At 74.1% G+C, this 21969-nt stretch carries 22 protein-coding genes and 1 riboswitch; of the genes, 15 read left to right on the top strand and 7 right to left on the bottom strand.

Translation table 11 applies throughout. From position 1 onward, the window contains the following. The first annotated feature begins 179 nt into the window (after window positions 1-179). From CLV43_RS27820 to CLV43_RS27790, 7 genes are all read left to right on the top strand, one after another. Window positions 180-917, top strand: coding sequence for a helix-turn-helix transcriptional regulator (locus CLV43_RS27820; RefSeq protein ID WP_342749815.1), 738 nt, complete (start codon window positions 180-182; stop codon window positions 915-917). A gap of 49 nt (window positions 918-966) precedes the next feature. After that, window positions 967-1602, top strand: a complete 636-nt coding sequence (locus CLV43_RS27815) for a nuclear transport factor 2 family protein (RefSeq protein ID WP_106190460.1) — start codon at window positions 967-969, stop codon at window positions 1600-1602. Window positions 1603-1768: 166 nt separating this feature from the next. Beyond that, complete coding sequence (locus CLV43_RS27810; protein WP_106190459.1) at window positions 1769-2644, top strand: LysR family transcriptional regulator; 876 nt, start codon at window positions 1769-1771, stop codon at window positions 2642-2644. A 243-nt stretch (window positions 2645-2887) separates the two neighbouring features. Continuing rightward, the gene (locus tag CLV43_RS27805) at window positions 2888-3718 is read left to right on the top strand and encodes a sulfurtransferase (protein ID WP_106190654.1); all 831 of its coding nucleotides are present in this window, start codon (window positions 2888-2890) and stop codon (window positions 3716-3718) included. Next, a complete protein-coding gene (locus CLV43_RS27800; protein WP_245887048.1) occupies window positions 3715-5064 on the top strand; it encodes an FAD-binding oxidoreductase in 1350 nt (449 codons plus the stop codon). The genes CLV43_RS27805 and CLV43_RS27800 overlap by 4 nt, the downstream gene beginning before the upstream one ends. 39 nt (window positions 5065-5103) lie before the next feature. Beyond that, window positions 5104-5829 carry an alpha/beta hydrolase gene (locus CLV43_RS27795; protein WP_106190457.1) on the top strand — a complete coding sequence of 242 codons (726 nt, stop codon included), beginning with the start codon at window positions 5104-5106 and terminating at the stop codon, window positions 5827-5829. Beyond that, window positions 5826-6839 (top strand): ketopantoate reductase family protein, encoded by a 1014-nt coding sequence (locus CLV43_RS27790; RefSeq protein ID WP_106190455.1) that lies wholly within the window; start codon window positions 5826-5828, stop codon window positions 6837-6839. The genes CLV43_RS27795 and CLV43_RS27790 overlap by 4 nt, the downstream gene beginning before the upstream one ends. Before the next feature lie 18 nt (window positions 6840-6857). Here the strand turns inward: CLV43_RS27790 and CLV43_RS49495 are convergent, their stop codons facing one another. The 3 genes from CLV43_RS49495 to CLV43_RS27775 all read right to left on the bottom strand — a co-directional run bounded on the left by CLV43_RS49495 (window position 6858) and on the right by CLV43_RS27775 (window position 8800). Next, window positions 6858-7115 (bottom strand): carboxylesterase family protein, encoded by a 258-nt coding sequence (locus CLV43_RS49495; RefSeq protein ID WP_146174926.1) that lies wholly within the window; start codon window positions 7113-7115, stop codon window positions 6858-6860. Between the two features lie 65 nt (window positions 7116-7180). Further along, window positions 7181-8182 carry an NAD-dependent epimerase/dehydratase family protein gene (locus tag CLV43_RS49490; RefSeq protein ID WP_245887047.1) on the bottom strand — a complete coding sequence of 334 codons (1002 nt, stop codon included), beginning with the start codon at window positions 8180-8182 and terminating at the stop codon, window positions 7181-7183. Window positions 8183-8212: 30 nt separating this feature from the next. Then, window positions 8213-8800: a QsdR family transcriptional regulator gene (locus CLV43_RS27775; RefSeq protein WP_106190452.1), complete on the bottom strand. Its 588-nt coding sequence runs from the start codon at window positions 8798-8800 to the stop codon at window positions 8213-8215. Window positions 8801-8895: 95 nt separating this feature from the next. Between CLV43_RS27775 and CLV43_RS27770 the strand changes: the two genes are divergently transcribed. The 7 genes from CLV43_RS27770 to CLV43_RS27740 all read left to right on the top strand — a co-directional run bounded on the left by CLV43_RS27770 (window position 8896) and on the right by CLV43_RS27740 (window position 17386). Next, window positions 8896-10389: a carboxylesterase/lipase family protein gene (locus tag CLV43_RS27770; RefSeq protein ID WP_106190450.1), complete on the top strand. Its 1494-nt coding sequence runs from the start codon at window positions 8896-8898 to the stop codon at window positions 10387-10389. A 357-nt stretch (window positions 10390-10746) separates the two neighbouring features. Continuing rightward, the gene (locus tag CLV43_RS27765) at window positions 10747-11274 is read left to right on the top strand and encodes a flagellar hook-length control protein FliK (RefSeq protein ID WP_211304577.1); all 528 of its coding nucleotides are present in this window, start codon (window positions 10747-10749) and stop codon (window positions 11272-11274) included. Window positions 11275-11377: 103 nt separating this feature from the next. Then, window positions 11378-11456: riboswitch (cobalamin riboswitch) on the top strand. Between the two features lie 132 nt (window positions 11457-11588). Continuing rightward, window positions 11589-12992 carry a prenyltransferase/squalene oxidase repeat-containing protein gene (locus CLV43_RS27760; RefSeq protein ID WP_106190449.1) on the top strand — a complete coding sequence of 468 codons (1404 nt, stop codon included), beginning with the start codon at window positions 11589-11591 and terminating at the stop codon, window positions 12990-12992. After that, the gene (locus CLV43_RS48610) at window positions 12989-13834 is read left to right on the top strand and encodes an ABC transporter substrate-binding protein (RefSeq protein ID WP_211304576.1); all 846 of its coding nucleotides are present in this window, start codon (window positions 12989-12991) and stop codon (window positions 13832-13834) included. Before CLV43_RS27760 ends, CLV43_RS48610 begins: the two co-directional genes overlap by 4 nt. Window positions 13835-13926: 92 nt before the next feature. After that, on the top strand, window positions 13927-14955 hold the full coding sequence (locus CLV43_RS27750; protein WP_211304595.1) for a CbiQ family ECF transporter T component: 1029 nt from the start codon (window positions 13927-13929) through the stop codon (window positions 14953-14955). Next, window positions 14952-16559 (top strand): ABC transporter ATP-binding protein, encoded by a 1608-nt coding sequence (locus CLV43_RS27745; protein WP_106190648.1) that lies wholly within the window; start codon window positions 14952-14954, stop codon window positions 16557-16559. Before CLV43_RS27750 ends, CLV43_RS27745 begins: the two co-directional genes overlap by 4 nt. After that, on the top strand, window positions 16556-17386 hold the full coding sequence (locus CLV43_RS27740; protein ID WP_245887046.1) for an ECF transporter S component family protein: 831 nt from the start codon (window positions 16556-16558) through the stop codon (window positions 17384-17386). Before CLV43_RS27745 ends, CLV43_RS27740 begins: the two co-directional genes overlap by 4 nt. A 19-nt stretch (window positions 17387-17405) precedes the next feature. Here the strand turns inward: CLV43_RS27740 and CLV43_RS27735 are convergent, their stop codons facing one another. The 4 genes from CLV43_RS27735 to CLV43_RS27720 form a co-directional block, all read right to left on the bottom strand. Further along, window positions 17406-18413 (bottom strand): prenyltransferase/squalene oxidase repeat-containing protein, encoded by a 1008-nt coding sequence (locus CLV43_RS27735; protein WP_106190443.1) that lies wholly within the window; start codon window positions 18411-18413, stop codon window positions 17406-17408. A 241-nt stretch (window positions 18414-18654) separates the two neighbouring features. After that, window positions 18655-19410: an MBL fold metallo-hydrolase gene (locus CLV43_RS27730; RefSeq protein ID WP_106190441.1), complete on the bottom strand. Its 756-nt coding sequence runs from the start codon at window positions 19408-19410 to the stop codon at window positions 18655-18657. Further along, window positions 19407-20600: a multidrug effflux MFS transporter gene (locus tag CLV43_RS27725; RefSeq protein ID WP_106190440.1), complete on the bottom strand. Its 1194-nt coding sequence runs from the start codon at window positions 20598-20600 to the stop codon at window positions 19407-19409. Before CLV43_RS27725 ends, CLV43_RS27730 begins: the two co-directional genes overlap by 4 nt. Beyond that, complete coding sequence (locus CLV43_RS27720; protein WP_106190438.1) at window positions 20597-21454, bottom strand: NAD(P)H-binding protein; 858 nt, start codon at window positions 21452-21454, stop codon at window positions 20597-20599. The genes CLV43_RS27725 and CLV43_RS27720 overlap by 4 nt, the downstream gene beginning before the upstream one ends. A gap of 81 nt (window positions 21455-21535) precedes the next feature. Here CLV43_RS27720 and CLV43_RS27715 point away from each other — a divergent pair, with 81 nt between their 5' ends. Then, complete coding sequence (locus CLV43_RS27715; RefSeq protein ID WP_106190436.1) at window positions 21536-21964, top strand: Rrf2 family transcriptional regulator; 429 nt, start codon at window positions 21536-21538, stop codon at window positions 21962-21964. Window positions 21965-21969 lie beyond the last annotated feature (5 nt).

Genomic DNA, 21969 nt, shown 5'->3' with positions numbered 1-21969 from the left:
CCCAAGTCAAGCCGGCCGCTGGCGGACGAGCGGGCTCGCTTCCAGCGTCGTTGGGCGACTTGCGTTGCTTCCAGCGTTGTTGGGTGACTTGTGTTTGCTTCCAGCGTTGTTGGTGGGCTGGTGCTTGCTTCCAGCGTTGTTGGCCGTTGTCTCCTGTTGACTTGACTTAGTGGTCCGGAGTGGACGGTGGGGGTTGGTTTTACGCTGTGGGAGTGAATCGGACTGATCGTTTGTACGCGTTGGTCGAGGAGCTTCGGGCGGTGTCGCCCAGGTCGCGTAGTGCGGCGTGGTTGGCGCGGCGGTTCGAGGTGAGTGTGCGGACGGTCGAGCGGGATCTGGAGGCGTTGCGGCAGACGGGGGTGCCGATTCTGGGTGGGGTTGGGCGGGGTGGTGGGTACAGCGTGGATCGGGAGCGGACGTTGCCGCCGGTGACGTTGACGGATGTCGAGGCGTTGGCGGTGAGCTTGGCGTTGCGGACGACGGGGGCGCCGTTCGCGGCGGCGGCGCGGCGGGCTGGGCAGAAGGTGTTGGCGGTGTTGCCGGGGGATGTGCGGAGGCGGGAGGAGGAGCTGGCGGCGAGGGTGGGGAAGGTTGGGGAGCACGGGGATGGGAGTGGCAGTGAGAGCGGGGTGGTGGGTGAGGTTGTCGGGGAGGCGATGGTGGCCGGGAAGGTGTTGCGGCTGAGGTATGCGGATCGGCAAGGGGTCGTGACGGTGCGGGACGTGGAGCCGTTGGGGTTGTTGTGGGGGCCGCGGGGGTGGTACCTGGCGGCGTGGTGCCGGTTGCGGGAGGCGGTGCGGGGGTTCCAGCTCGATCGGATCCTGGGGGCGGAGATGTCGGTGGAGCGGGTGGTGCCCAGGGAGCGGGAGTGGGCGGCGGAGCTGGAGCGGTTGGCCGCGGACCCGGTGGCGAAGTGACCTGGAACACCGACAGGACGGTGTCGCGGGTGGTCGGCAGGCTGTCGTCATGGACAACGAGAAGCTGATGACCGTCTGGTGCCGGATGTGGAACGAGGACCCGGCGCTGGCGCACGACCTGATGACCGACGAGTGCGTGCAGTGGTCGGGCAACACCACGGGGCTGGACGCGGTGGTCGGGCCGCGTGAGCAGGAGGAGTTCGTGACCGCCTACCGGGCCGAGCACGTCAACGTGTTCACCCCGAGGGTCCTCGTCGACGGTGGCGACCGGTTCGCCTACCTGTGGGACGTGCGGACGGCCGATGGTCGGGTGTTGACCGGGGTGGACGTGAACGTCGTGCGGGACGGGCGTGTGCACGAGAACTGGACGTTCGTGGGCGAACGGCACGACGGGCAGGCCGACCCGGAGCCGGAGGCGGCCGACCGGGCCGTGCTCGAAGACCTCGCGCTGGGGTGGACGGGGGACGGACCGGTCGCCGACCGGTTCCGCGGGACCGCCGCGGACGACCTCGACCTGGCCGTCACCGCGCACCGGGAGGTCGTCGTCGACCCCGACCGGGGGCGCGTCGCGCTCCTGCGGACGACCGGCGAGGACGCCGTCAGCGGCGTGGACCTGTTCGCGGTGCGCGAGGGCCGGGTCGCCCGCGCGTGGTCGCTGACCGGGGTCCGTCCCTTCCGGTACTGACCGCGAGTCCACAGTGGACATCGGTGGGGCGGGGCATCATGCCACGCCTCGCCGGGAGGCGTCCCACGATGCGATCACCGTTGACCGGCCACGGGACCGGACGTAGCTTCGGTGCGTCGGCAGCGGAGCCGGTGGACCGGGCAACGGGACGACGTGGGCAGGTGGCATGGCGAACGACTCCTTGGACCTCGGGCAGCTCCGGACCTTCGTCGCCATCGCGGACCACGGCGGCTTCGGCAGGGCGGCCACCGCGCTGCACCTGAGCCAGCCCGCGGTGAGCCAGCACGTGCGGCTGCTGGAACGGCGGCTGCGGCAGGTGCTCGTCGAGAAGCACGGGCGGCGCACCAGGTTCACCGCGTCCGGCGAACGGCTGCTGGTCGAGGCGCGGCGGATCATCGCGACGCACGACGAGGCGTTGCGGCGGCTGGACGCGGCGAACCTGCCGCCGATGGTGATCGGGTCCACCGAGACCGCCGCCGAGCAGGTGCTGCCCAGGCTGCTGACCACGTTGCGGGACGCGTACCCCGGCCGCGGGGTGCGGTTCCACATCGACCGCTCCACCCAGATGACCGAGGCGGTGCTCAAGGGCACGATCGACCTGGCCGTGCTGCTGGGGTTCGCCGGTGACACCCACGGGCGGCTGGTGGGCGAGCTGCCACTGCACTGGTACTCGGCGCAGGCGCGACCGCTCCCCCAGCGCGAGCAGTCGTTGGCGCTGGTCGCCTACCGGGAGCCCTGCGGCATGCGCCAGCTCGCGCTGCGACGGCTCGCCGAGGCGGGGTACCGGGTCGAGGTGGCGGCGGAGTCGACCAGTCTGGAAGGGGTGATCGCGGCGGCGCGCGCCGGGCTCGGCGTGGCCGTCCTGCCGTCGGCAGGCGTGACGCCGCACGGGCTCGTGCGACGGCACGACCTGCCCGAGCTCGGCGGGATCGGCGTGCACCTGGCCACCCGCAGGGACCTGGACGACGAGCTGGTGACCACCGCGCTGCACGCGCTGGAGGGCTTCTTCGACACCGCGCCGGTCTCCCGCCTCGCCGGCTAGTGCGGTGACCGCAATCCTCGGCGGGCATTTCCGGGCCCAGCCGCTCGCTCGCTTCTGCGCCCCCGCGCCCCCGTACTGCCAGTACGAGGGCGCGGGGGCGCAGAACCGAGGGACCGCCTGGACGACGGAACTCCCCGGCAAGGGTTCGCGGTCACCCCACTGGAGACACATCAGCGAGCACGATCGGCATCCATCACCGATCTCGCTTGGACGCCGATCCGTTGCGCGGCTTACGTTCGCGTGGTGCCGATCCTCATCTCCGCCGCGGAGCTCCACGCCGTGCTGCCGACCGTCCGCGTCCTCGACGTCCGCTGGACCCTCGCGGTCCCCGACGGGCGGCCCGCCTACCTGGAGGGCCACGTTCCCGGCGCGGTGTACGTCGACCTGGACTCGGAACTGGCCCGCCACGGCGCCCCGGAGGACGGGCGGCACCCGCTGCCCGACCCGGCCGACCTCCAGGAGTCGGCCCGCGGCTGGGGCCTGGACGACGGCGACACCGCGGTGGTCTACGACGGCGGCGGCAACCTGGCCGCCGCGCGGACGTGGTGGCTGCTGCGCGACGCCGGGGTCGCCGACGTGCGCCTGCTGGACGGCGCGCTGCCCGCGTGGACGGCGGCCGGGTACCCGCTCGCGACCGGGCCCGAGCACCCGGCGCGGGGCTCGGTGACGTTGCGCCCGCGCAGGTCCGCGGTCCTGGACATCGACAGCGCGGCGCGGTTCCCCGACGGCGGTGTGCTGCTCGACGCCCGTGCGGGCGAGCGCTACCGCGGCGAGACCGAGCCGGTCGACCCCCGCGCGGGCCACATCCCCGGCGCGGTGAGCGCGCCGACGTCGGACAACCTCGCCGGGGACGGGACGTTCCTGCCCGTCGACCGGCTGCGCGAGCGGTTCACCGCGCTGGGGGTGAGCGCCGACCGGCCGGTGGCCGCCTACTGCGGCTCCGGTGTCACGGCCGCGCACACCGTCGTGGCGCTCACGCTCGCCGGGTTCGAGCCCGCGCTGTACCCCGGTTCGTGGTCGCAGTGGGCGAACCACCCGGACCGCCCGGCCGCCACCGGCCAGGCCCCGGCGTGACCGACCTCGACGGGCTGCTGTCCGGCCTGCCCTCGTGGTCGACCGACCCCGCGGACCTGGCACGGGCGGGCGTCGACCGGTCGGGGGCGGTCCCGGACGGGCTGCCGCTGGTGGTGGTCCACGCGACCGGCACCGACGACGTCGTGCGCACCGTCTCGCACGCCGCCGCGCACGGCATCCCGGTCGTCCCGCGCGGCGCGGGCTCCGGGGTGTCCGGTGGCGCGCTGGCGGGCAGCGGGACGATCGTCCTCGACCTCTCGCGGCTGAACCGGATCGTGGAGATCCGCCCCGACGACGGGATCGCCGTCGTCGAGCCCGGCGTCATCACCGCGGACCTGGACAGGGCGGCCGCCGAGCACGGGCTGCGCTACGCGCCGGACCCGGCGAGCGCGGCCTTCTCCACGATCGGCGGCAACATCGCCACCAACGCGGGCGGGCTGCGGTGCGTGAAGTACGGCGTCACCCGCGACTCGGTGCTGGCCCTCGACGTCGTCACGGGCACCGGTCACCTGCTGCGCACCGGGCGCACCACCCTCAAGGGCGTCACGGGGTACGACCTCACCAGCCTGGTCGTCGGCTCCGAGGGCACGCTCGGCGTGGTCGTCGGCGCCACGGTGAAGCTGCTGCCCGTCCCCCTCGCCACCGCGACCGCCACCGCCTACTTCCCGGACACGCGGACGGCCGTGGAGGCCGTGACCCGGTTGCGCCGCCGCGGTTTGCGGCCGTCCACCATCGAGTTCCTCGACCACGCCACGCTGACCGCGATCGACGACGCCCAGGGCGGCGACCTCGGCACCCGCGGCCGGGCGTTCCTGCTGGTGCGGACCGACGGCTACGGCGCCGAGGACGAGATGGCCGCCGTGGTCGAGGTGCTGAAGGCGACCGCGACCGTCGTGGAGACCTCCGGCGACGCGGCCGCCGCGGAAGCACTGCTGGCCACGCGGAGGCAGGCGCTGCCGTCGATCGAACGGCTCGGGCGCGTGCTCATCGAGGACGTCGTGGTGCCCACCACCCGGCTCGCCGACGCGGTCGCCGGGATCGAGCGGATCGTGCGCGACACCGGCGTGCGGATCTTCACCTTCGCCCACGCCGGTGACGGCAACCTGCACCCGATCGTGCTGGTGGAGGACGACGGGCCGCCGGTGGGCGGCGCGGTGGACGCGCTGTTCGCCCTGGCGCTGGACCTGGGTGGGACGCTGACCGGCGAGCACGGCATCGGCGTGCTCAAGCGCGACTGGCTCGCCGCCGAGCTCGGCGGGACCAGCCTCGACCTCCAGCGCCGGATCAAGTCCGTCTTCGACCCGGCGGGCGTGCTGAACCCCGGCAAGGCGATCACCGACCGGTGACCGAAGGCGTCAGAACCACTCACGACGAGGGAGAACGCGGTGGCAGTGGACAAGGTCGCGGTGTGGGACAACCCCGAGGGGCTGAACCCGCGCGGGACGGTCGTGGTCGTCCCCGGTCGGGGTGAGCACCCCGGCGTGTACGAACGGCTGGGCGCGCGGCTGGGGGCGGACGCCTACCGGGTGCGGGTGGTCGGCGACCCGACGCTCGACGCCGAGGGCGTGACCGAGCAGGTGCGCGCGCTCCGGGCGGACGACACCCTGCCGGGCCCGCACGTGCTCGCGGGCAGCGACACCGGCGCGCTGTTCGCCGCCGTCCTGGTGGCGACCGGCGCGGTCGCCGCCGACGCGCTGGTGCTCGCGGGCCTGCCGGTCACCGGCCCGGCCGCGACCGCAGCGGACTGGGAGGGTGAGCTGGACGCGCGCACGAACTGCCCGACCCACCGCGACCGGCTGACCGGCGACGGGTCCGTCCGCCGCGGCGCGCTCTGGTCCCCGCCGCCGTCGGACTGGTTCGGCCAGGCCGACCCCGCCGCGCTCGACGTCCCGGTGCTCGGCGTGCACGGGGCCGAGGACGTGGTCAGCCCGCTGGAGGCCGTGCGGGACTGGTACGCGAAGGTCGACGTCGCCCGGCTGGTCGGTCTCGCCGGGACCGGGCACGACGCGCTCAACAACCAGACCCACCGCAGCGCGGCCGCGACGGTGGTGCTGTTCCTGGAGAGCCTGCGGACCGGTGCGGAGATCGTCCGGGACGAGCCGCTGCGATGACCCGGTACGTGGTGATCGGCGGCGGCGCGGTCGGCGCGACGGTGGCCGCCCAGCTGCACCTGGCGGGCACGTCCACCGTCCTCGTGGCGCGCGGCGCCCACCTGGCGGCGCTGCGCGGGGGCGGGCTGCGCTACGTCCGCCCGCACGGCACGACCGCCGTGACCGTCCCGGTGGTCGGCGGGCCGGACGAGCTGGAGCTGACCGACGACGACGTGCTGGTCGTCGCGACGAAGGCGCAGGACGTCGAAGGTGTCCTGGCGACGTGGTCGTGGCGCCCGGTCGTCGGGCGGGACGCCGCGGCCGCGGCCGTGCTGCCGATCGTGCTGCTGCAGAACGGGCTGGACAGCGAGCGGTCCGCGCTGCGCCGGTTCGCGACCGTGTTCGGCGCGGTGACCTGGTCGGCCGCCAGCCACCTCGAACCGGGCGAGGTCGTCTCCCCGACGAGCCCGCTCGCGAGCGTCTTCTGGGTCGGCGCCTACCCCTCCGGCACGCACCCGGCGCTGGAACGGCTGGCCGCCGACTTCACCGCCGCCGACCTCGCGGTGCAGGTGGTGCCGGACATCGCCCGGTGGAAGGCGGGCAAGCTGCTGGCGATCCTGCCCAACGCGCTCACCGCCGTGTACGCGCCGAGCCCGCTGCGCGACGCCGCGGCCGAGGCGCTGCGAGCCGAGGCCAGGGCGGTGTTCGAGCTGGTCGGGCAGCCGGTCGCGGACCCGCGGGCGGAGAGCACCGTCGACCTGTCCGGATTCGCGGTGCGGCCGGTCCCCGGCAAGGAACGGCCGGGCAGCTCGACGTGGCAGAGCGTCGCCAGGGGCGGCACCATCGAGTCCGACTTCCTCAACGGCGAGATCGTCCTGCTCGCCCGCCTGCACGGCGGGTCGGCGCCGCTCAACGAGGCGGTCCTGCACCGGGTGAACCGGGCCGTCGCCGCGGGCGTCACCGCCGGGTCGCTCGGCGACGACGACCTCGCCGCCCTCCTGCCGTCGGTGGCGGCGGTGCCGGCGTCCTGATCGCCGACCACCCGGCCGTCACCGCTCCTCCCAGCACGCGAGCCGGTGCTCGGCCGGGTGGTCGACCAGGGTGAAAGCGCTGTGCAGCACGGCTTTGCGGAACAGACCGCTCGACCTCTCCGACACCAGGTGCGCCGCCGCGGACATGGCGCCGGAGGACACCCCGACCAGCGTGACGTCGCCGGGGATCCACACCATGGCCAACATCCCGGTCCCGGACCGCGGTGCGGTCACGTTGAGGTGCAGGCATTCCTCGTCGTCGCAACGGGTGTCCAAATAGGATGGTCCCACCCGCGGGCACGGGCTGCCCGGCCTGGTCGCGTCCCTGGCACCCGACCGCGTCAACGCCGGTACGCCGCCAGCACCTCGGCCTCCTGGTCCGGCGTGATGCCCATCCCGGCCGCGGGTTCCGGATCCTCGGCCAGCAACCACTCCCAGGTGTCGCACACCGTCTCGGCAAGAGATCGGGTCACCAGCCCGGCCGCACGCGCGAGGGCGGTGTCCGCGGCCCACGTCCCAGGGTGGGTGCGCCACATCGGCAGCCCGGTCCACTGCCTGATCTCCCGCGCCACCAGCACCTCGTCGGGCACCCACACCACCTCGGTGCCCTCCGGCGCGGCGCGGTCCGCGCACGCGGCCAGGAAGTCGCCGAACGTCTCGTCGCCCGACCCGGCCACGTTGAACACCCCGGTCGTCCCCTCCGCGCACCGCAAGGCGAAGTCGGCGACGTCGCGGACGTCGACCGGCTGGATCGGGCGGCGCGGGTCGCCCGGTGCGAGCACCCGTCCTCCGCGCCGGACCCGGCGCAGCCACCACGGGCCGCGGCCCACGTACTCGTGCGGCCCGAGGACCACCCCGACCCGCAGCACCGCGGCCCGGTCGGCGCCGAACACCTCGATGACCGCCCGCTCGCAGCCCGCCTTGCCGAAGCCGTAGGTGGACGGACCGGGATCGCCGTCGTACCCGAAGCCGGGACCCGCGTCGGCCGGGGCGTCGAGGACGGGCGAGTCCTCGGTGAGCGGGTCGACCGGCCACCCCGCGTACACCGAGAGCGTGGACACCAGGACGTAGCGGCGCACCGCGTCCCGCAACGCCGACGCGACCGCGAGCGTCTCGCGGGGCACGTACGCGAGCGTGTCCACGACCGCGTCCCACGGTCCGGCCGACGCGAGCCGGACCACGTCGTCCGGGCCGGTGTAGTCGCCGCGGACGCTCCGGACGCCCTCGGGGTCGGCACCGGAGATGCCGCGGCGGAAGACCGTCACGTCCCACCCGCGGGCGAGGGCGTCCGACACCACCGCGCGGCCCAGGAAGTGGGTGCCGCCGAGCACGAGCAGTCGCACCCCCATCCTGACGGGCAGGCGGTGCCGGTGTCAGCGAGGTGGCAGCAGCGCGTGGATGACGCTCGACGCGCGGGCCGCGTCGGGCTCGTCGCCGGTGATCAGGCTGAGGTAGACGTAGGACTCCATGATCCGCACCAGCACGTAGGGCAGGTCGGCGTCGGGCACCGTGCTGTGCAGGTGCCCGGCCTTGCGGTCCTGGTCGACGACCTCGCCGACCCGCTCCACCAGGCGCTGCTGGAAAGCGCTTGCTTTCGTGGTGAGCAGGCGCAGTGCCAGGTCGCCCTCGCGTTCCAGGAACGTCCGCATCCCGGTGTTCGCCATGGTCGCGACGGCCGCTCCGGTGACGACGTCGGCGGCGATCGGCCCGTCGCACGCCGAGTCGCGCAGCTTGCCGATCGTCTTGTCCAGCATCGACCACAGCACCTCCGCGAGCAGCTGCTCGCGGGACCCGACCCAGCGGTAGAGGGTCGCCCGGTCGACCTTCAGCGTCGCCGCCAGCGCCCGCATGTCGACCCGCTGCCCCGCCAGGAACATCCGGGTCGCCTCGTCGAGCGCGTCGAGGGCGGTCGGGCGCGCGGCCCCGCCCGTCAACTGCCGTCGCAACGGCGTGGTGCACATCCCGACACCTTCCCACGGGGCTTTCCGTTGACACGTTCGGCGCAACGGGAGCACAGTATGCGACACCTGAAGAAAATGTGGCAATGGAGCGACAGATGAGCGAAACGGTGCAGCATCCGGTGGTGACCGTCCAGTCCGGCGCTCTCGAAGGGCGAACGGTCGACGGCGTGTCGTCGTTCCTCGGGATCCCCTACGCGGCGGCACCGTTCGGCGCGAACCGGATGCGGCCGCCGCGACCCGTGGAGCCCTGGTCGGGGACGCGGGCCGCCACCGAGTACGGGCCGACCTCGCCCAAGGGCGACTACCCGCCGCAGTACCAGCCGCTGTTCCCCGAGGTCGTCGTCCCCGGCGAGGACTGCCTCAACCTCAACGTCTGGACCCCGGACCCGGACGCGACCGGCCTGCCCGTGCTGGTGTGGGTGCACGGCGGGTCGTTCATGAACGGCTCCGGCTCGGTCGGCGGGTACGAGGGGTCGGCCTTCGCCCGTGACGGCGTCGTGTGCGTGACCATCAACTACCGGCTGGCCGCCGACGGGTTCCTCTTCCTCGACGACGGGACCGCGAACCTCGGCCTGCTCGACCAGGTCGCCGCCCTGCGCTGGGTCCGGGACAACATCTCCGCGTTCGGCGGCGACCCCGCGCGCGTCACCCTCGCCGGGGAGTCCGCGGGCGCGATGAGCGTCACCACGCTGCTGTCGATGCCGTTGGCGGACGGCCTGTTCGCGCGGGCGATCATGCAGAGCGGCGCCGACGTGAACACGCTGACGCCGGAGCTGGGGCGCATGGTCGGCGGCTACCTCGCCGACGCGCTCGGCGTGGAGCCCACCCGCGAGGCCATCGCGGCCGTCCCGCTCGACAAGCTGGTGCGCACCGCGTCCGACCTCGTCACCGAGGCCCAGACCGCGCCGGACCCGGCCAGGTGGCGCGAGCTCGCGCTGAGCCTGCTGCCGTTCGCGCCGGTCGTGGACGGCGAGGTGCTGCCGCGGATGCCGATGGAGGCGTTCACCGACGGGCAGGGCGCGGGCGTGCCGGTGCTGATCGGGTCGAACCGCGACGAGGCCAGGCTCTTCCTGGTCCCCGGCGGTGCCATCGACCTCGTCGACGACGCCGCGCTGGAAGCCGGTGCGGGAGCGTACGGCCTGGGCCCCGAAGGCCTCGCGGTCTACCGGGCCAACCGGCCGGGCGCGAGCCCCGGCGACGTGCTCGCCGCGGTCGTCACCGACTGGTTCTACGGCATCCCCGCCCTCCGCATCGCCGAGGCGCGCGCCGCGGGCACGACCTGGGTGTACCGCTTCGACCACCCCGACCGCGCCGACAACCACGGGTTCGGCGCCTGCCACGCGACCGAGATCCCGTTCGTGTTCGACACGATCACCCGCGACGAGCTGCACCCGCTCATCGGCGACACGCCCTCGCAGGCGGTCGCGGACACGATGCACCGCGCCTGGGTCTCGTTCATCACCGACGGCGACCCCGGCTGGGCCCCGTACACGTCGCGGACCCGCACCGCGGCGCTGCTCTCCGACAAGGTCGACGAGGTCGACGACCCGTCCGGCGACGAACGCGCCGTGTGGGAGGGAGTCCGCTGAACCCCGTGCGAGCGGACCAGGCGGGCGCGGCCCGATTATTGCCCGGAAGGCACCGCGAGGCGGGCCCTCGACGACGGCGTCCTCCCCGAAGGCGCACACCGGACACCCCGACATGGGTTACCGTCGACCCGGCGGTCGCGCGACGCGGCCGGACAACTCCATCTCGCTCCTGAGCGGGGGAAGCCGGTCTGAACCCGGCGCTGACCCGCAACCGTGGACGACGGCCGTGCGCCGCCGTGAGCCGGAATGCCCGCCGGGAGCGGTGCTCGTGAGCTGTCGTGGACTGCGGATCACGGGTGGACAGGCCGCCCTTGTGGTGCGGCCGCCCACCTGTGCCGCCTGGGTGGAGGGTGTGGCATGAACGGGTTGTCCCCACGGTGCCGACTGGCGGCGCTGTGCGTTGCGGTGGTGGCGTTCTCACCTGTTCCGGCGGCGGTGGCGGCACCGGCTGCGGCCGGTCCGGTCACCGTGTCGGTGGGCACGCCGGGCTACTGCCCGACCGCCACCGGCGTCACGGTCGTCGTCGACTACCAGGAGCTCGGCGGCACGACCGAGGTCCGCTGCGCGCCGGGCGCGCAGGCCACCGGGCTCGCCGCGCTGGAGAACGCGGGCTTCGCGGTCACCGGGACCCAGCGGTGGGGCAAGGCCTTCGTCTGCCGCGTCAACGGGTTGCCGACCGCGGCCACCGAGGCGTGCGTGAACACGCCGCCCACCACCGCGTACTGGTCGTACTGGCACGCGCCCAACGGCGGCTCGTGGACCTACAGCCAGCAGGGCGCGAGCGGCCGCCAGCCCCCGCAGGGCAGCTTCGAGGGCTGGTCGTTCTCCCTCAACCACGGCGCGAACGACAACCCGCCGCCGGACGTGGCGCCGGTCCGCCCGTGACGGGTGACCCCGGTCGCCGTCTTTGCCGACACGCGAACGTGCGTTAACGTCGGTCTGCTGGGCGGCGACCGCCGTCCGCACGACGAGTACCAGCCCTCGGGCGGGGGAAGCCGGTCGAAGTCCGGCGCTGACCCGCAACCGTAGGCGGCACGGCACCCGCCGCGCCGCGAGCCGGAACACCTTCCCGCGGGGTGACTCGTGAACCTGTCGTGGTCTGCAGGTCGCGGTCGGTGTCGTGGTGGCCGTGCTCCCGCGTGGGCGGAGCGGGCCGTCCGGGCGCTGCGCCGTGACCTCCGTGGTCGAAGGGGGTCGTCGTGGGCGCAGCACTGTCCAGGCGGGTGAGCGCCGTGGTCGGCGTGGTGGCGTTGGTGTCGACCGGGTTCCTGGTCCTCGCCCAGCCCGCGGGAGCGGCCAAGTCCGCGCAGGCGTCGGAGGCCGCGTCGTGGCTGGCGGGCGACCTGGTCGACGGGGCCCTGCCGGGCTTCGCGGGCCCGGACTGGGGACTCACCGTCGACGGGCTGTTCGCGCTGTCGGCCACCCGTGCCGACCAGGACGCGCTCTCCGCCGTGACCAAGGCCGTGGCCGCGCACGTGCGCAGCTACAACAGCTACGACGACTTCGGGACGCCGGACGTGCGCATCGCGGGTGCCACGGCGAAGCTGCTGGTCGCCGCGGTCGCGACCGGGTCCGATCCCGCGAAGTTCGGCGGCTACGACCTGCGGCGGGAGACCCTGGACCTGGTGGCGGCCGACGGCGACAACGCGGGCCGCGTCCGGGACAAGGGCATACCCGAGGACAGCAGCAACACCTTCGCCCAGTCGCTCGCCGTCGTCGGACTGGCCCGCACGGGCGGTGTCCCCCAGAACGTCGTGGACTTCCTGCTGCGCCAGCAGTGCGCGGCGGGTGGGTTCCGGCTCTCCCCCGACCAGTTCGGCACCCCGGCCCCGACCTGCGACCAGGCGACGAACCCCGTGCTCGACCCCGACTCCACCGGCATGGCCGTGCAGGCGCTGCTCGCCGCGGACGCGGCCGGGGCCACCGGGGCGAAGGCCGCGGCCGCCAAGGGAGCAGCGTGGCTCGCGAAGACCCAGCGCGCGGACGGCTCCTTCGGCGGGTCCGGCCCGACCGACCCGTCCAACACCAACAGCACCGGGCTCGCGGGTCAGGCGCTCGCCGCGGCCGGGCTCACGACCGACGCCGACGAGGCCGCCGCGTACCTGGCGGAGCACCAGCTCACGGCGGACAACGCGGGTGAGGCGGCGGCCGAGGTCGGTGCCATCGCCTACAACGACGACGCGTTCGCCGAGGCGGTCGCGGGCGGCATCCCCGAGTTCTCCCGCGACCAGTGGCGGCGGGCGACCGCGCAAGCCGTCCTCGGTCTCGCGATGGTGCCCTTCGGCGACCTGGGCAAGAAGACCGACCCGCCCACCTCGTCCTCGTCCACGACGACGACCACCACGAAGTCCTCGACCACGACGACCACGACCACGTCGGAGGAGGTGAGCACGACCGAGTCCACCAGCGGGACGACGACCGAGTCCACCACCACCGACACGACCTCCGAGACCACTTACAACGACACCGGCACGACGCCGTCCGGGCTCGCGAGCACCGGTGCCTCCGTCATCGGGATCACCGGGCTGGCCGTGCTGCTGATCGGGCTCGGCGCGGTCGTGTGGTTCCTCGGCAGGCGGCGCGGCGCCGGGCGTCCGGAATGACGCGGTTCGCACTGGCCGCCCTGCTCGTGCTCGCCACGACCTTCGGCTTCCCGAACCCCGCGGTGGCACAGGGTTCACCGGGGTTCTGCCCGGACGCGGGCGGGATCACCGTGGTCGTCGACTTCCAGGAGCTGGGCGGCTCGACGATCGTCCGGTGCGCCTCGGGCGACCAGGCGACGGGTCTGGCGGCGTTGAAGAACGCGGGCATCGGGATCACCGGCACCCAGCGGTGGGGCGAGGGGTTCATCTGCCGCATCGAGGGCAAACCGGCGGCCAACTCCGAGGCCTGCGTCGACACCCCGCCCGCCCGCGCCTACTGGTCGTACTGGTACGCGCCCAACGGCGGGGCGTGGACCTACTCCGACAAGGGAGTGCTCAACCGCAAGCCCGCCGCGGGCGGCTTCGAGGGCTGGTCGTTCTCCCTGGACAAGACCGAGACGACCAACCCGCCGCCGCGCGTGGCCCCGGTGCGTCCGGTCGCCGCGCCGACGACCACGAGACCGCCGGTGGTGCCACCGGTCGTCCCCGTCCAGCCTGGCGCCCCCGGTAAACCCGCGCCTCCCACCGCACCCACCGGTGCCACCACGACCACGTCACCGGCGCCGACCTCGTCGTCCGCGCCGGCGTCCTCGTCGTCATCCGCGCCCACCACGACCGGAGCGTCGTCGACGGCTCCGTCCACAACGGACAGCGCGGCGTGGTCCGGCGAGGTCCGCAACACCGCGGCAGAAGAGCGGTCGGACAGCCCGGTCGGCGCGCTCATCGGGGTGGGAGCCGTGGTGCTGCTGGGAGTCGCGGGCGGTGTGGTCGGCTTCCGGCGCAGGCGCGCGGCCGGCCGGTGACCCTGTCCGTCGAGCCGACCCGCGCGGTCCGGTCGTGGTACCGCCTGCCCCGCGCGGTGCACCCGGCCGCGTGGTGGCTGTGGGCGCTGGGAATGGCGGTGACGGCCAGCCGCACCACGAACCCGGTGCTGCTGGCCATGGTGCTCGCCGTCGTGGCCTTCGTGGTGGTCAACCGGCGGGGTGACGCGCCGTGGGCGTTCGCGTTCCGGCTCTACGTCTACCTCGGCGCGGCCGTCGTCGTGATGCGCGTGCTGTTCCGGGTCCTGCTGGGCGGACCGCAGGGCGAGCACGTGCTGCTGGTGCTGCCGGTGATCCCGTTGCCCGAGGTCGCCGCGGGCATCCAGCTGCTCGGCCCGTTCACGCTGGAGGAGCTGCTCGGCGGGTTCTACGACGGGCTGCGGCTGGCCACCATGCTGATCTGCGTCGGTGCGGCGAACGCGCTGGCCAACCCGAAGCGGATGCTCAAGGGCCTGCCCTCCGCGCTGTACGAGGTCGGCGCGGCGGTCGTCGTCGCCCTGTCGGTCGCGCCGCAGCTCGCCGAGAGCGTGCTGCGGGTCAAGCGCGCCCGACGGCTGCGCGGTGGCGGCCAGCGCGGGATGCGGGCGCTGCACGGGATCATCATCCCGGTGCTGTCCGACGCCATGGACCGCTCGCTCGCGCTGGCCGCGGCGATGGACGTGCGCGGGTACGGCCGCTCCGGCGACGTGCCGACCGCGTTGCGGCGCACCACCGGTGCCCTGGTGGTCGCCGGCCTGCTCGGCGTGTGCGTCGGCGTGTACGGGCTCATGGACGGCACCACCCGCGCGTTCGGCGTCCCGCTGCTGCTGGCCGGACTGGTCGTGGCCGGGACCGGGTTCCTGCTCGGCGGCCGCAACGTGACCAAGTCCGCCTACCGGCCGGACCGCTGGCGTGCCGCCGACGTCGTGGTGGCGGCCTGCGGCATCGCGGCGGCGGCCGTGCTGTACCTGACGTCGTCGGTCGACGCGGCGAACCTCTACCCGTCGCTCAGCCCGCTGCGCTGGCCGCAGCTCGCGCCGCTGCCCGCGTCCGGCGTGCTGGTCGGCCTGCTCCCGGCGTGGATCGCGCCACCCCCACCGTCGACCGCGGAGGCCCACCGGTGATCGAGTTCCAGGGCGTCACCGTCACCTACCCCGGAGCCGACCGGGCCACGCTGTCCGCAGTGGACCTCACGGTCGACGAGGGCGAGCTGTGCCTGGTGGCGGGCAAGACCGGCGCGGGCAAGTCGACCCTGCTCGGCGCGGTCAACGGGCTCGTCCCGCACTTCACCGGAGGGCGGCTCGCGGGCCGGGTGGTCGTCGCCGGGCTGGACACCCGCGACCACAAGCCGCGCGACTTCGCCGCCGTGGTCGGCGTGGTCGGCCAGGACCCGCTCGCGGGCTTCGTCACCGACACCGTCGAGGAGGAGCTCGCCTACGTCATGGAGCAGCTGGCGGTGCCGCCGGACGTGATGCGCAAGCGCGTCGAGGAGACCCTCGACCTGCTGGGCATCGCCGAGCTGCGCCACCGTCCACTCAGGACGTTGTCCGGCGGCCAGCAGCAGCGGGTGGCCATCGGGTCGGTGCTCACCGCGCACCCGAGGGTGCTGGTGCTCGACGAGCCGACCTCCGCGCTGGACCCGACCGCCGCCGAGGACGTGCTGGCCGCCATCACCCGGCTGGTGCACGACCTCGGCGTCACCGTCCTGGTCGCGGAGCACCGGATGGAACGCGTGGCGCACTTCGCCGACCGGATGCTCTACCTGACCGGTGACGGCTCGGTCGTCAGCGGAACGCCACGGGAGGTCATGGCGGTGTCCGAGGTCGCGCCGCCCGTGGTCGAGCTCGGCAGGCTCGCGGGCTGGTCGCCGCTGCCGCTGTCCGTCCGCGACGCGCGGCGGGTCGCGCACGGGCTGCGCGACCGGTTGGCCGGGCTGGCCCGGCCGGCGTCCGCGCCGAGCACGGCCGACCCGGCGCTGACCGCGCGCGGGGTCGTCGTGCGGTACGGCACGCTGGTCGCCGTCCGCGGCCTGGACCTCGACCTGGCGCCGGGGCGGATCGTCGCGGTCATGGGCCGCAACGGGTCCGGCAAGTCGTCGCTGCTGTGGGCGTTGCAGGGATCGGGTCCCCGGCAGGCGGGCGCGGTCTCCGTCGGCGGCGCGGACCCCGCCGACCTCAAGCCGCGGGTGGCCCGCGGCCTCGTCGGGCTGGTGCCGCAGACCCCGACGGACCTGCTGTACCTGGACACCGTCCGCGCCGAGTGCGCGCAGGCCGACCAGGAGTCGCACTCGGAGCCGGGGACGTGCCGCGCGCTGCTCGACCGCCTCGCGCCGGGCATCCCCGACGAGCGGCACCCGCGCGACCTGTCCGAGGGCCAGCGGCTGGCGCTCGTGCTGGCCGTGCAGCTCGCGGCCGCGCCGCGGATCGTGCTGCTGGACGAGCCGACCCGCGGCCTGGACTACGAGGCGAAGCGCCACCTCGCCGCCATCCTGGCCGAGCTGACGCGCGAGGGGCGCGCGGTCGTGGTGTCGACCCACGACGTGGAGTTCGTCGCCGACGTGGCCGACCGGGTCGTCGTGCTCGCCGAGGGCGAGATCGTCGCCGACGGGCCGACCGCAGACGTGGTCGTGTCCTCCCCCGCGTTCGCCCCGCAGGTCGCGAAGGTGCTGCACCCGTTGGAATGGCTCACCGTCGGCGAAGTCGCCCGAGCGCTGGAGGAGCGGCCGTGACCGACCACGCCACCGACCCGCGCACGGTGCGGATCACCCCGCGCACCGCCCTGGTGCTGGGTCTCGCGTCACTGGCGGGGCTGGCCATGTTCTTCTGGCCGCTGTTCGCGCCGCCGGAGCCCGCCGCGCTGGGGCACGCCGCAGACGCCCCGCTGATCTTCATCGTCACGCTGCCGGTGCTGATCGCGATCGTGCTCGCCGAGATCTCCGGCGGTGGCATCGACTCCAAGGCGTTGGCGATGCTGGGGGTGCTGTCCGCGATCAACGCCGCCCTGCGCCCGCTGGGAGCGGGGACGGCGGGCATCGAGACGGTGTTCTTCATGCTGGTGCTCAGCGGGCGGGTGTTCGGGCCGGGGTTCGGGTTCGTGCTCGGCTCCACGTCGCTGTTCGCCTCCGCGCTGCTGACCGCGGGCGTCGGGCCGTGGCTGCCGTTCCAGATGCTGTGCTCGTCGTGGGTGGGGCTGGGCGCGGGGTTGTTGCCGCGCAAGGCGTCCGGGCGCGCCGAGATCGCGATGCTCGCCGCCTACGGGGTGTTCTCGGCGTACTTCTTCGGGTTCCTGATGAACATGTGGTTCTGGCCGTTCACCGCCGGGGTCGGCACGCAGCTGTCGTTCGTCGCGGGCGCGCCGGTACTGGAGAACCTGCACCGGTTCGCGGTGTTCACGCTGCTGACGTCGACGGCGGGCTGGGACACCGGGCGGGCGGTCACGAACCTGGTCGCCATCCTGCTGGTCGGCCCCGCGGTGCTGGCGGTGTTCCGGCGGGCGGCGCGCCGGGCGGCGTTCGACCCGGTCGTGGACTTCGTGCCCGACCGGGCGCGGGGCTGACCCGCGCCCGGTCCGCACGTCACGGGCAGGTGAGGACAGGGGCGTCGTGCCGACCGCCCGCGTGCAGGTTCGCGAGGCCGACACCGGCCAGGCCGAGGACGCCCTGCGCGGTGGCGCGTCCGGCCGTCGACGGGTCGAAACCCGACGCGTCGTAGGCGATGGCGCCGCGGTTCCCGGCCGGGGCGGTGCAGCCGACCTGGAGGCCGCGCAGGAACGACTTCGCCTTCGCCGCGGCGAGGAGTCGGCCGCCCGACCTGAGCGCTTGGCCCGCCAGACCGGTGCTGTTGGCGTTGGGGGCGGCCGTGCCGACACCGAACCCGCCGTTGGCGGCCTGCACGCCGGTCAGCCAGGTGAGGCCTTCCTGGGCGTCGAGGTTCTTCCCGGTGGCGCGCAACGCCTGCGTGACCAGGGCCGTGGAGTCGACGTCGCTGACGCAGGGGGTGACGCCGAACGACAGCGGGAAACCGCCGTCGGGGCATTGGGTCCCCACCAGGAAGTCGACCGCGGCCGCCGGCGCGCCCGCGGACGTGCGGTCCAGCGCCAGCAGGGCGAGGGACTGGGTGAAGGCGTTGCTGAAGTCGCCGAATGCCGAGCGGTCGGAGAACCGGCCCGACGGGGTGAGCAGGCCGCGCAGCCCCGCGGGCAGGTCGACGCCGGCGAAGGCGGCAGGGTTCTTGCCGGTGACCTGGGCCGCCAGCAGGAGCTTGGCGTGGGCGCCCGCGTACGACTCGCCGTCGGTTCCCAGGTAGCCCGCGGCGATCTCCGGCCGGGCGAGCCAGGCGATGGCGCGGTCGGTGTGGTCGTCGGAGGCGCGGGCCGCGGCGAACGCGAAGACCGCGTCGATGGTGGCGCCCTGGTCGGGGTACTTCACCCCACCGAAGTCGACCTCGACGTGATCGCCGTCCACGAGCTGGCGGGCCAGCCACCCCGCGGCCGCGTCCGCGGGGTTGTGGGTTGCGGAGGCGGTGGATGGTGCTGATAGGGAAACGACGCACAGCAGTGCGACGGTGAGCAGACGGCGTCTCATCGACGGAGATCCCTTTCCCGCGAGCCACGACAGGAGCTGGAGGCACGCGCGGTGCGGGTGATCGGGCTCGCCGCCGGGCAGCGGCACACCGTTGCGGGTCAGCGCCGGACTCACACCGGACTTCCCCCGCACGCGCGCGATCTTCAGTTGACGAGGCCAAGCCTGCCACCGACCGCCACCGGATCAAGCACCCACCCGGCCGGAAGCGCCGAGCCTTCGGTGTCCCGCACCGCGCCGCCGGTCACCCCACCGGGACGGGGTCGCCGTCGGCCACGAGCACAGCGGTGATGCCACGTGCCCGCGCGGCCGTCCGGAAGCGCTGCCCGATGTCGGGCTGCTCGGTGTAGGTGGGCGGGTTGTGGAAGAGCCCGTGGTGGATCGCGCACGCGGCGGTGGCGCCGAGCACGGCGGCGGCCTCGACGGCGTGCTCGGGGGTCATGGTCACCGAGACGTTGGCCTCGTAGCCCTCGAACCGCGCGATGACCCCGTTGACGGGGACGAAGGCGACGTCGAACGGGCCGTGGTCGCGGGCGATCCGCCACCAGTCGCCGTGCCACATGGTGTCGCCGCAGTGGATGATCCGGCGGCCGCCGCCCTCCACGACCCAGGCGACCTGGTCCGAGTCGTGGCCGCGCCAGTCCAGCGAGGGCACCGGGGTCACGGTGAACGGACCGATCCGCCGTGGCTGGTCGATCTCCTGCGGGACGGGATCCAGGCCGGCCTCGCGCAGTGCGGGTGCGATCAGGGCGTGGCAGCCGAGGGTGCCGGGGGTGGTGATCCGGGCGACCAGGGCGTGGTCGTAGTGGTCGGGGTGCAGGTGGGTGATCAGGGCGTGTGTCCCGGCGGGTGTGTCGACGGCGGGGAGAGGTTGCCTCGGCTTGCCCATGACGGGGGCGAGCGGGTCGGCGTTCTCCAGCGGGTCGATCAGCAGGCGGGTGCCTTCGAGGCAGATCTCCACGCCCGCCCAGGCCAGGCGGCGCAAGCTGATGCTGGTCATGCTGGACCTCCTGGTGCGGCGAGGTGCCGCTCGTGTTGTGGGGTGTGCGAAACGACGAGCACGACGAGCGCGGCGACCCCGAGCCCGGCCATCACCGCGGCCATGGCCACGGCGCCGTGGCCGACGAGAGGGGCGGCCAGGCCGCCGAACAGGAACTGGGCGAAGCCGAGCAGGGCCGCGGCGGCGCCCGCGTGGGAACCGTGGTCCTCCAGCACCAGCGCCGGTGCGTTCGGCAGCACCAGCCCTACGCTCGTGACCACGACGAAGAACGCGGCGAGCAACGGCCACAGTCCCGCCCCGCTGACCACGACGGCGAGCACGGCCACGCCGCCCACCGCCGAGCCGACCACGCCGGTGGCCAGCAGCACCCGCGGGTCCACTTGGCGGACGAGCCGTCCGCTCGCCTGCGCCGCGACGACGAGGCCGACCGCGTTGACGGCGAACACCACGCTGTACCGCTGCGGGGACAGGCCGTGGACGTCCTGGAGCACGAAGGGCGAACCCGCGATGTAGGCGAACACGGCGGCGAACACGAACGCGTTGGCCAGCGCGTACCCGACCAGCCGCCGGTCCCCCAGCAACCGGAGGTACACCGCACCGGTCGCGCGCAAGCCGCCGGACGAACGGCGTTGCGGCGCAAGGCTTTCCGGTAGCACGACGGCAGCGGCGACCAGCACGGCGGCGCTGAGCACGGCGAGGGCGGTGAAGACGCCGCGCCAGTCGGAGAACCGGAGAATCTGGGCGCCCGCAAGGGGTGCGAGCACCGGCGCGAGCCCCGTGACCAGCAGCAGGAGCGAGAAGTAGCGGGCGGCCGCCTTGCCGGAGCAGCGGTCGCGGACGCACGCGTAGGCGATGACGAGGGCGAACGCGCCGCCGACGCCCTGGACACCGCGGCACAGGACGAGGACGCCGACGTTCGGGGCGACCGCGCAGAGGAACCCCGCGGCCGTGTACACCGCGAGCCCGAACAGCAGCGGCCTCCGCCTGCCCAGCGCGTCGCTCATCGGCCCGGCCACGAGCTGCCCGACTGCCAGGCCGACGAGGCAGGTCGTCACGGTCAGCTGCGCCGCGGACGCGGAGGTGCCCAGGTCCTCGGTGAGCCGGGGCAGGCCGGGCACGTAGGCGTCGGTGGACAGCGGACCGAGCGCCACCAGTGCGCTGAGCACCAGCAGGACGGCCGCGCCGGTCATGCCAGCGCTGCCCGCAGCACGTCGGCCACCGCCGTCGGCTCGCGACCGGTCAGGTCCGACACCACGGGGCTCGTGGTGGCCAGGAAGCCGCCGCGGGTCGACGCGCCGAACGAGGTGACCAGCTCCACGGCACCGTCCGGGAGCCCGGCGGCCCGCAGCCCGGCCGCGAACGCCGTGTCGTCGACGTGGACCACCTCGACCTCGCGGCCGCCGATCTCGCGGGCGAGGTCCGCCAGGTCGGCGGCGCTGAGCGCCTCGGGTCCGGTGACGTCGTAGGCGCGATCCTCGTGCCCGTCCTGGGTCAGGACGGCGGCGGCCGCGGCGGCGCAGTCCTCGCGGGTGACGTAGGCGGTCGTGCCGACGCCGCCGTTGGTGACGAACGTGCCGGACGCGATGGCCTGCTCGACGACCGGCACCTGCATGTGGGTGTACAGGTTGTTGCGCAGCACCGTCCACTTCGGACCCGCGTTCGCCAGCACCCACTCGGTGCCCGCGTGGTCGTCGACCACCAGCGCCGGGTTGGCCGGAACCGGGTCGGGCACGGAGGTGTACACGAGGTGCCCGACCCCCGCCTCCGCCGCGGCCGCGATGGCCGCTCGCTGCGGGCCGAGCCGGGCGCCGATCGCGTCGGTGGAGACGAGCAGCAGCCGGTCGACGCCCTGGAACGCGGTGGTGAGAGTGCCCTGGTCGGCGAAGTCGACCCGCCGCACCTCGACACCGCGGGCCGCGAGGTCGGCCAGCGACTCCGGGTGCCGGGTCGTGAGCACGACCTCCCGCGGGTCGACGGTCCGCAGCACGAGGTCGGCGGTGGTCCGTCCCAGTGCACCGGAGGCTCCGGTGATGGCGATCGTCATGGCGGCCCCAATTCGTAGTTGTTGTGATTGCGGATTGACCCAACCGTAGTCACAACAGTTGCGATATGGCAACATGAGGTCATGGCGCGGTCGAAGAACACCCAGTTCGCGGTGGCCGTGCACGTGCTGACCTACCTCGCGGGCGACACCGGCGAGCACCCCGTGAGCTCCGAGGAGCTCTCCACCAGCACCAACACCAACCCCGTCTACATCCGCCGCGTCCTGGGCCCCCTGCGCGAGGCCGGCCTGGTCCGGTCACGACCGGGCGTGCACGGCGGCTGGGAGCTCGCGGCCGCCGCCCACGACATCACCCTCGCCACCGTGTGGCACCTGCTCCAGGGCACCGACCCCGTGCTCGGCCTGCACGGCCCCGACCCGGCGTGCGCGGTCGGCCGGGGCGTGCAGGAGTCGCTGACCGCCCTCGACCGCGCGGTCGCCGGGGCCGTCGCGACCGAGCTGGAGAAGGTCACCGTCCACGACGTGCTGGCGGGGAAGGTGACGAGCCCGTAGGCCTG

It is taken from the genome of Umezawaea tangerina (assembly GCF_003002815.1).
GTDB lineage: Bacteria > Actinomycetota > Actinomycetes > Mycobacteriales > Pseudonocardiaceae > Umezawaea > Umezawaea tangerina.
Note: the sequence above shows the minus strand (reverse complement) of the source record. Positions and strands in the feature narration are given on the sequence as shown.

What these genes read in the sequence shown, in the direction of transcription:
- CLV43_RS27715 (WP_106190436.1), top strand. Translation starts at nt 21,536, where the DNA reads ATGGCGCGGTCGAAGAACACCCAGTTCGCGGTGGCCGTGCACGTGCTG.
- CLV43_RS48610 (WP_211304576.1), top strand. Translation starts at nt 12,989, where the DNA reads ATGACGCGGTTCGCACTGGCCGCCCTGCTCGTGCTCGCCACGACCTTC.
- CLV43_RS27765 (WP_211304577.1), top strand. Translation starts at nt 10,747, where the DNA reads ATGAACGGGTTGTCCCCACGGTGCCGACTGGCGGCGCTGTGCGTTGCG.
- CLV43_RS27815 (WP_106190460.1), top strand. Translation starts at nt 967, where the DNA reads ATGGACAACGAGAAGCTGATGACCGTCTGGTGCCGGATGTGGAACGAG.
- CLV43_RS27790 (WP_106190455.1), top strand. Translation starts at nt 5,826, where the DNA reads ATGACCCGGTACGTGGTGATCGGCGGCGGCGCGGTCGGCGCGACGGTG.
- CLV43_RS27730 (WP_106190441.1), bottom strand. Translation starts at nt 19,410, where the DNA reads ATGACCAGCATCAGCTTGCGCCGCCTGGCCTGGGCGGGCGTGGAGATC.
- CLV43_RS27725 (WP_106190440.1), bottom strand. Translation starts at nt 20,600, where the DNA reads ATGACCGGCGCGGCCGTCCTGCTGGTGCTCAGCGCACTGGTGGCGCTC.
- CLV43_RS27775 (WP_106190452.1), bottom strand. Translation starts at nt 8,800, where the DNA reads ATGTGCACCACGCCGTTGCGACGGCAGTTGACGGGCGGGGCCGCGCGC.
- CLV43_RS27810 (WP_106190459.1), top strand. Translation starts at nt 1,769, where the DNA reads ATGGCGAACGACTCCTTGGACCTCGGGCAGCTCCGGACCTTCGTCGCC.
- CLV43_RS27720 (WP_106190438.1), bottom strand. Translation starts at nt 21,454, where the DNA reads ATGACGATCGCCATCACCGGAGCCTCCGGTGCACTGGGACGGACCACC.
- CLV43_RS27735 (WP_106190443.1), bottom strand. Translation starts at nt 18,413, where the DNA reads ATGAGACGCCGTCTGCTCACCGTCGCACTGCTGTGCGTCGTTTCCCTA.
- CLV43_RS27750 (WP_211304595.1), top strand. Translation starts at nt 13,927, where the DNA reads ATGGCGGTGACGGCCAGCCGCACCACGAACCCGGTGCTGCTGGCCATG.
- CLV43_RS27770 (WP_106190450.1), top strand. Translation starts at nt 8,896, where the DNA reads ATGAGCGAAACGGTGCAGCATCCGGTGGTGACCGTCCAGTCCGGCGCT.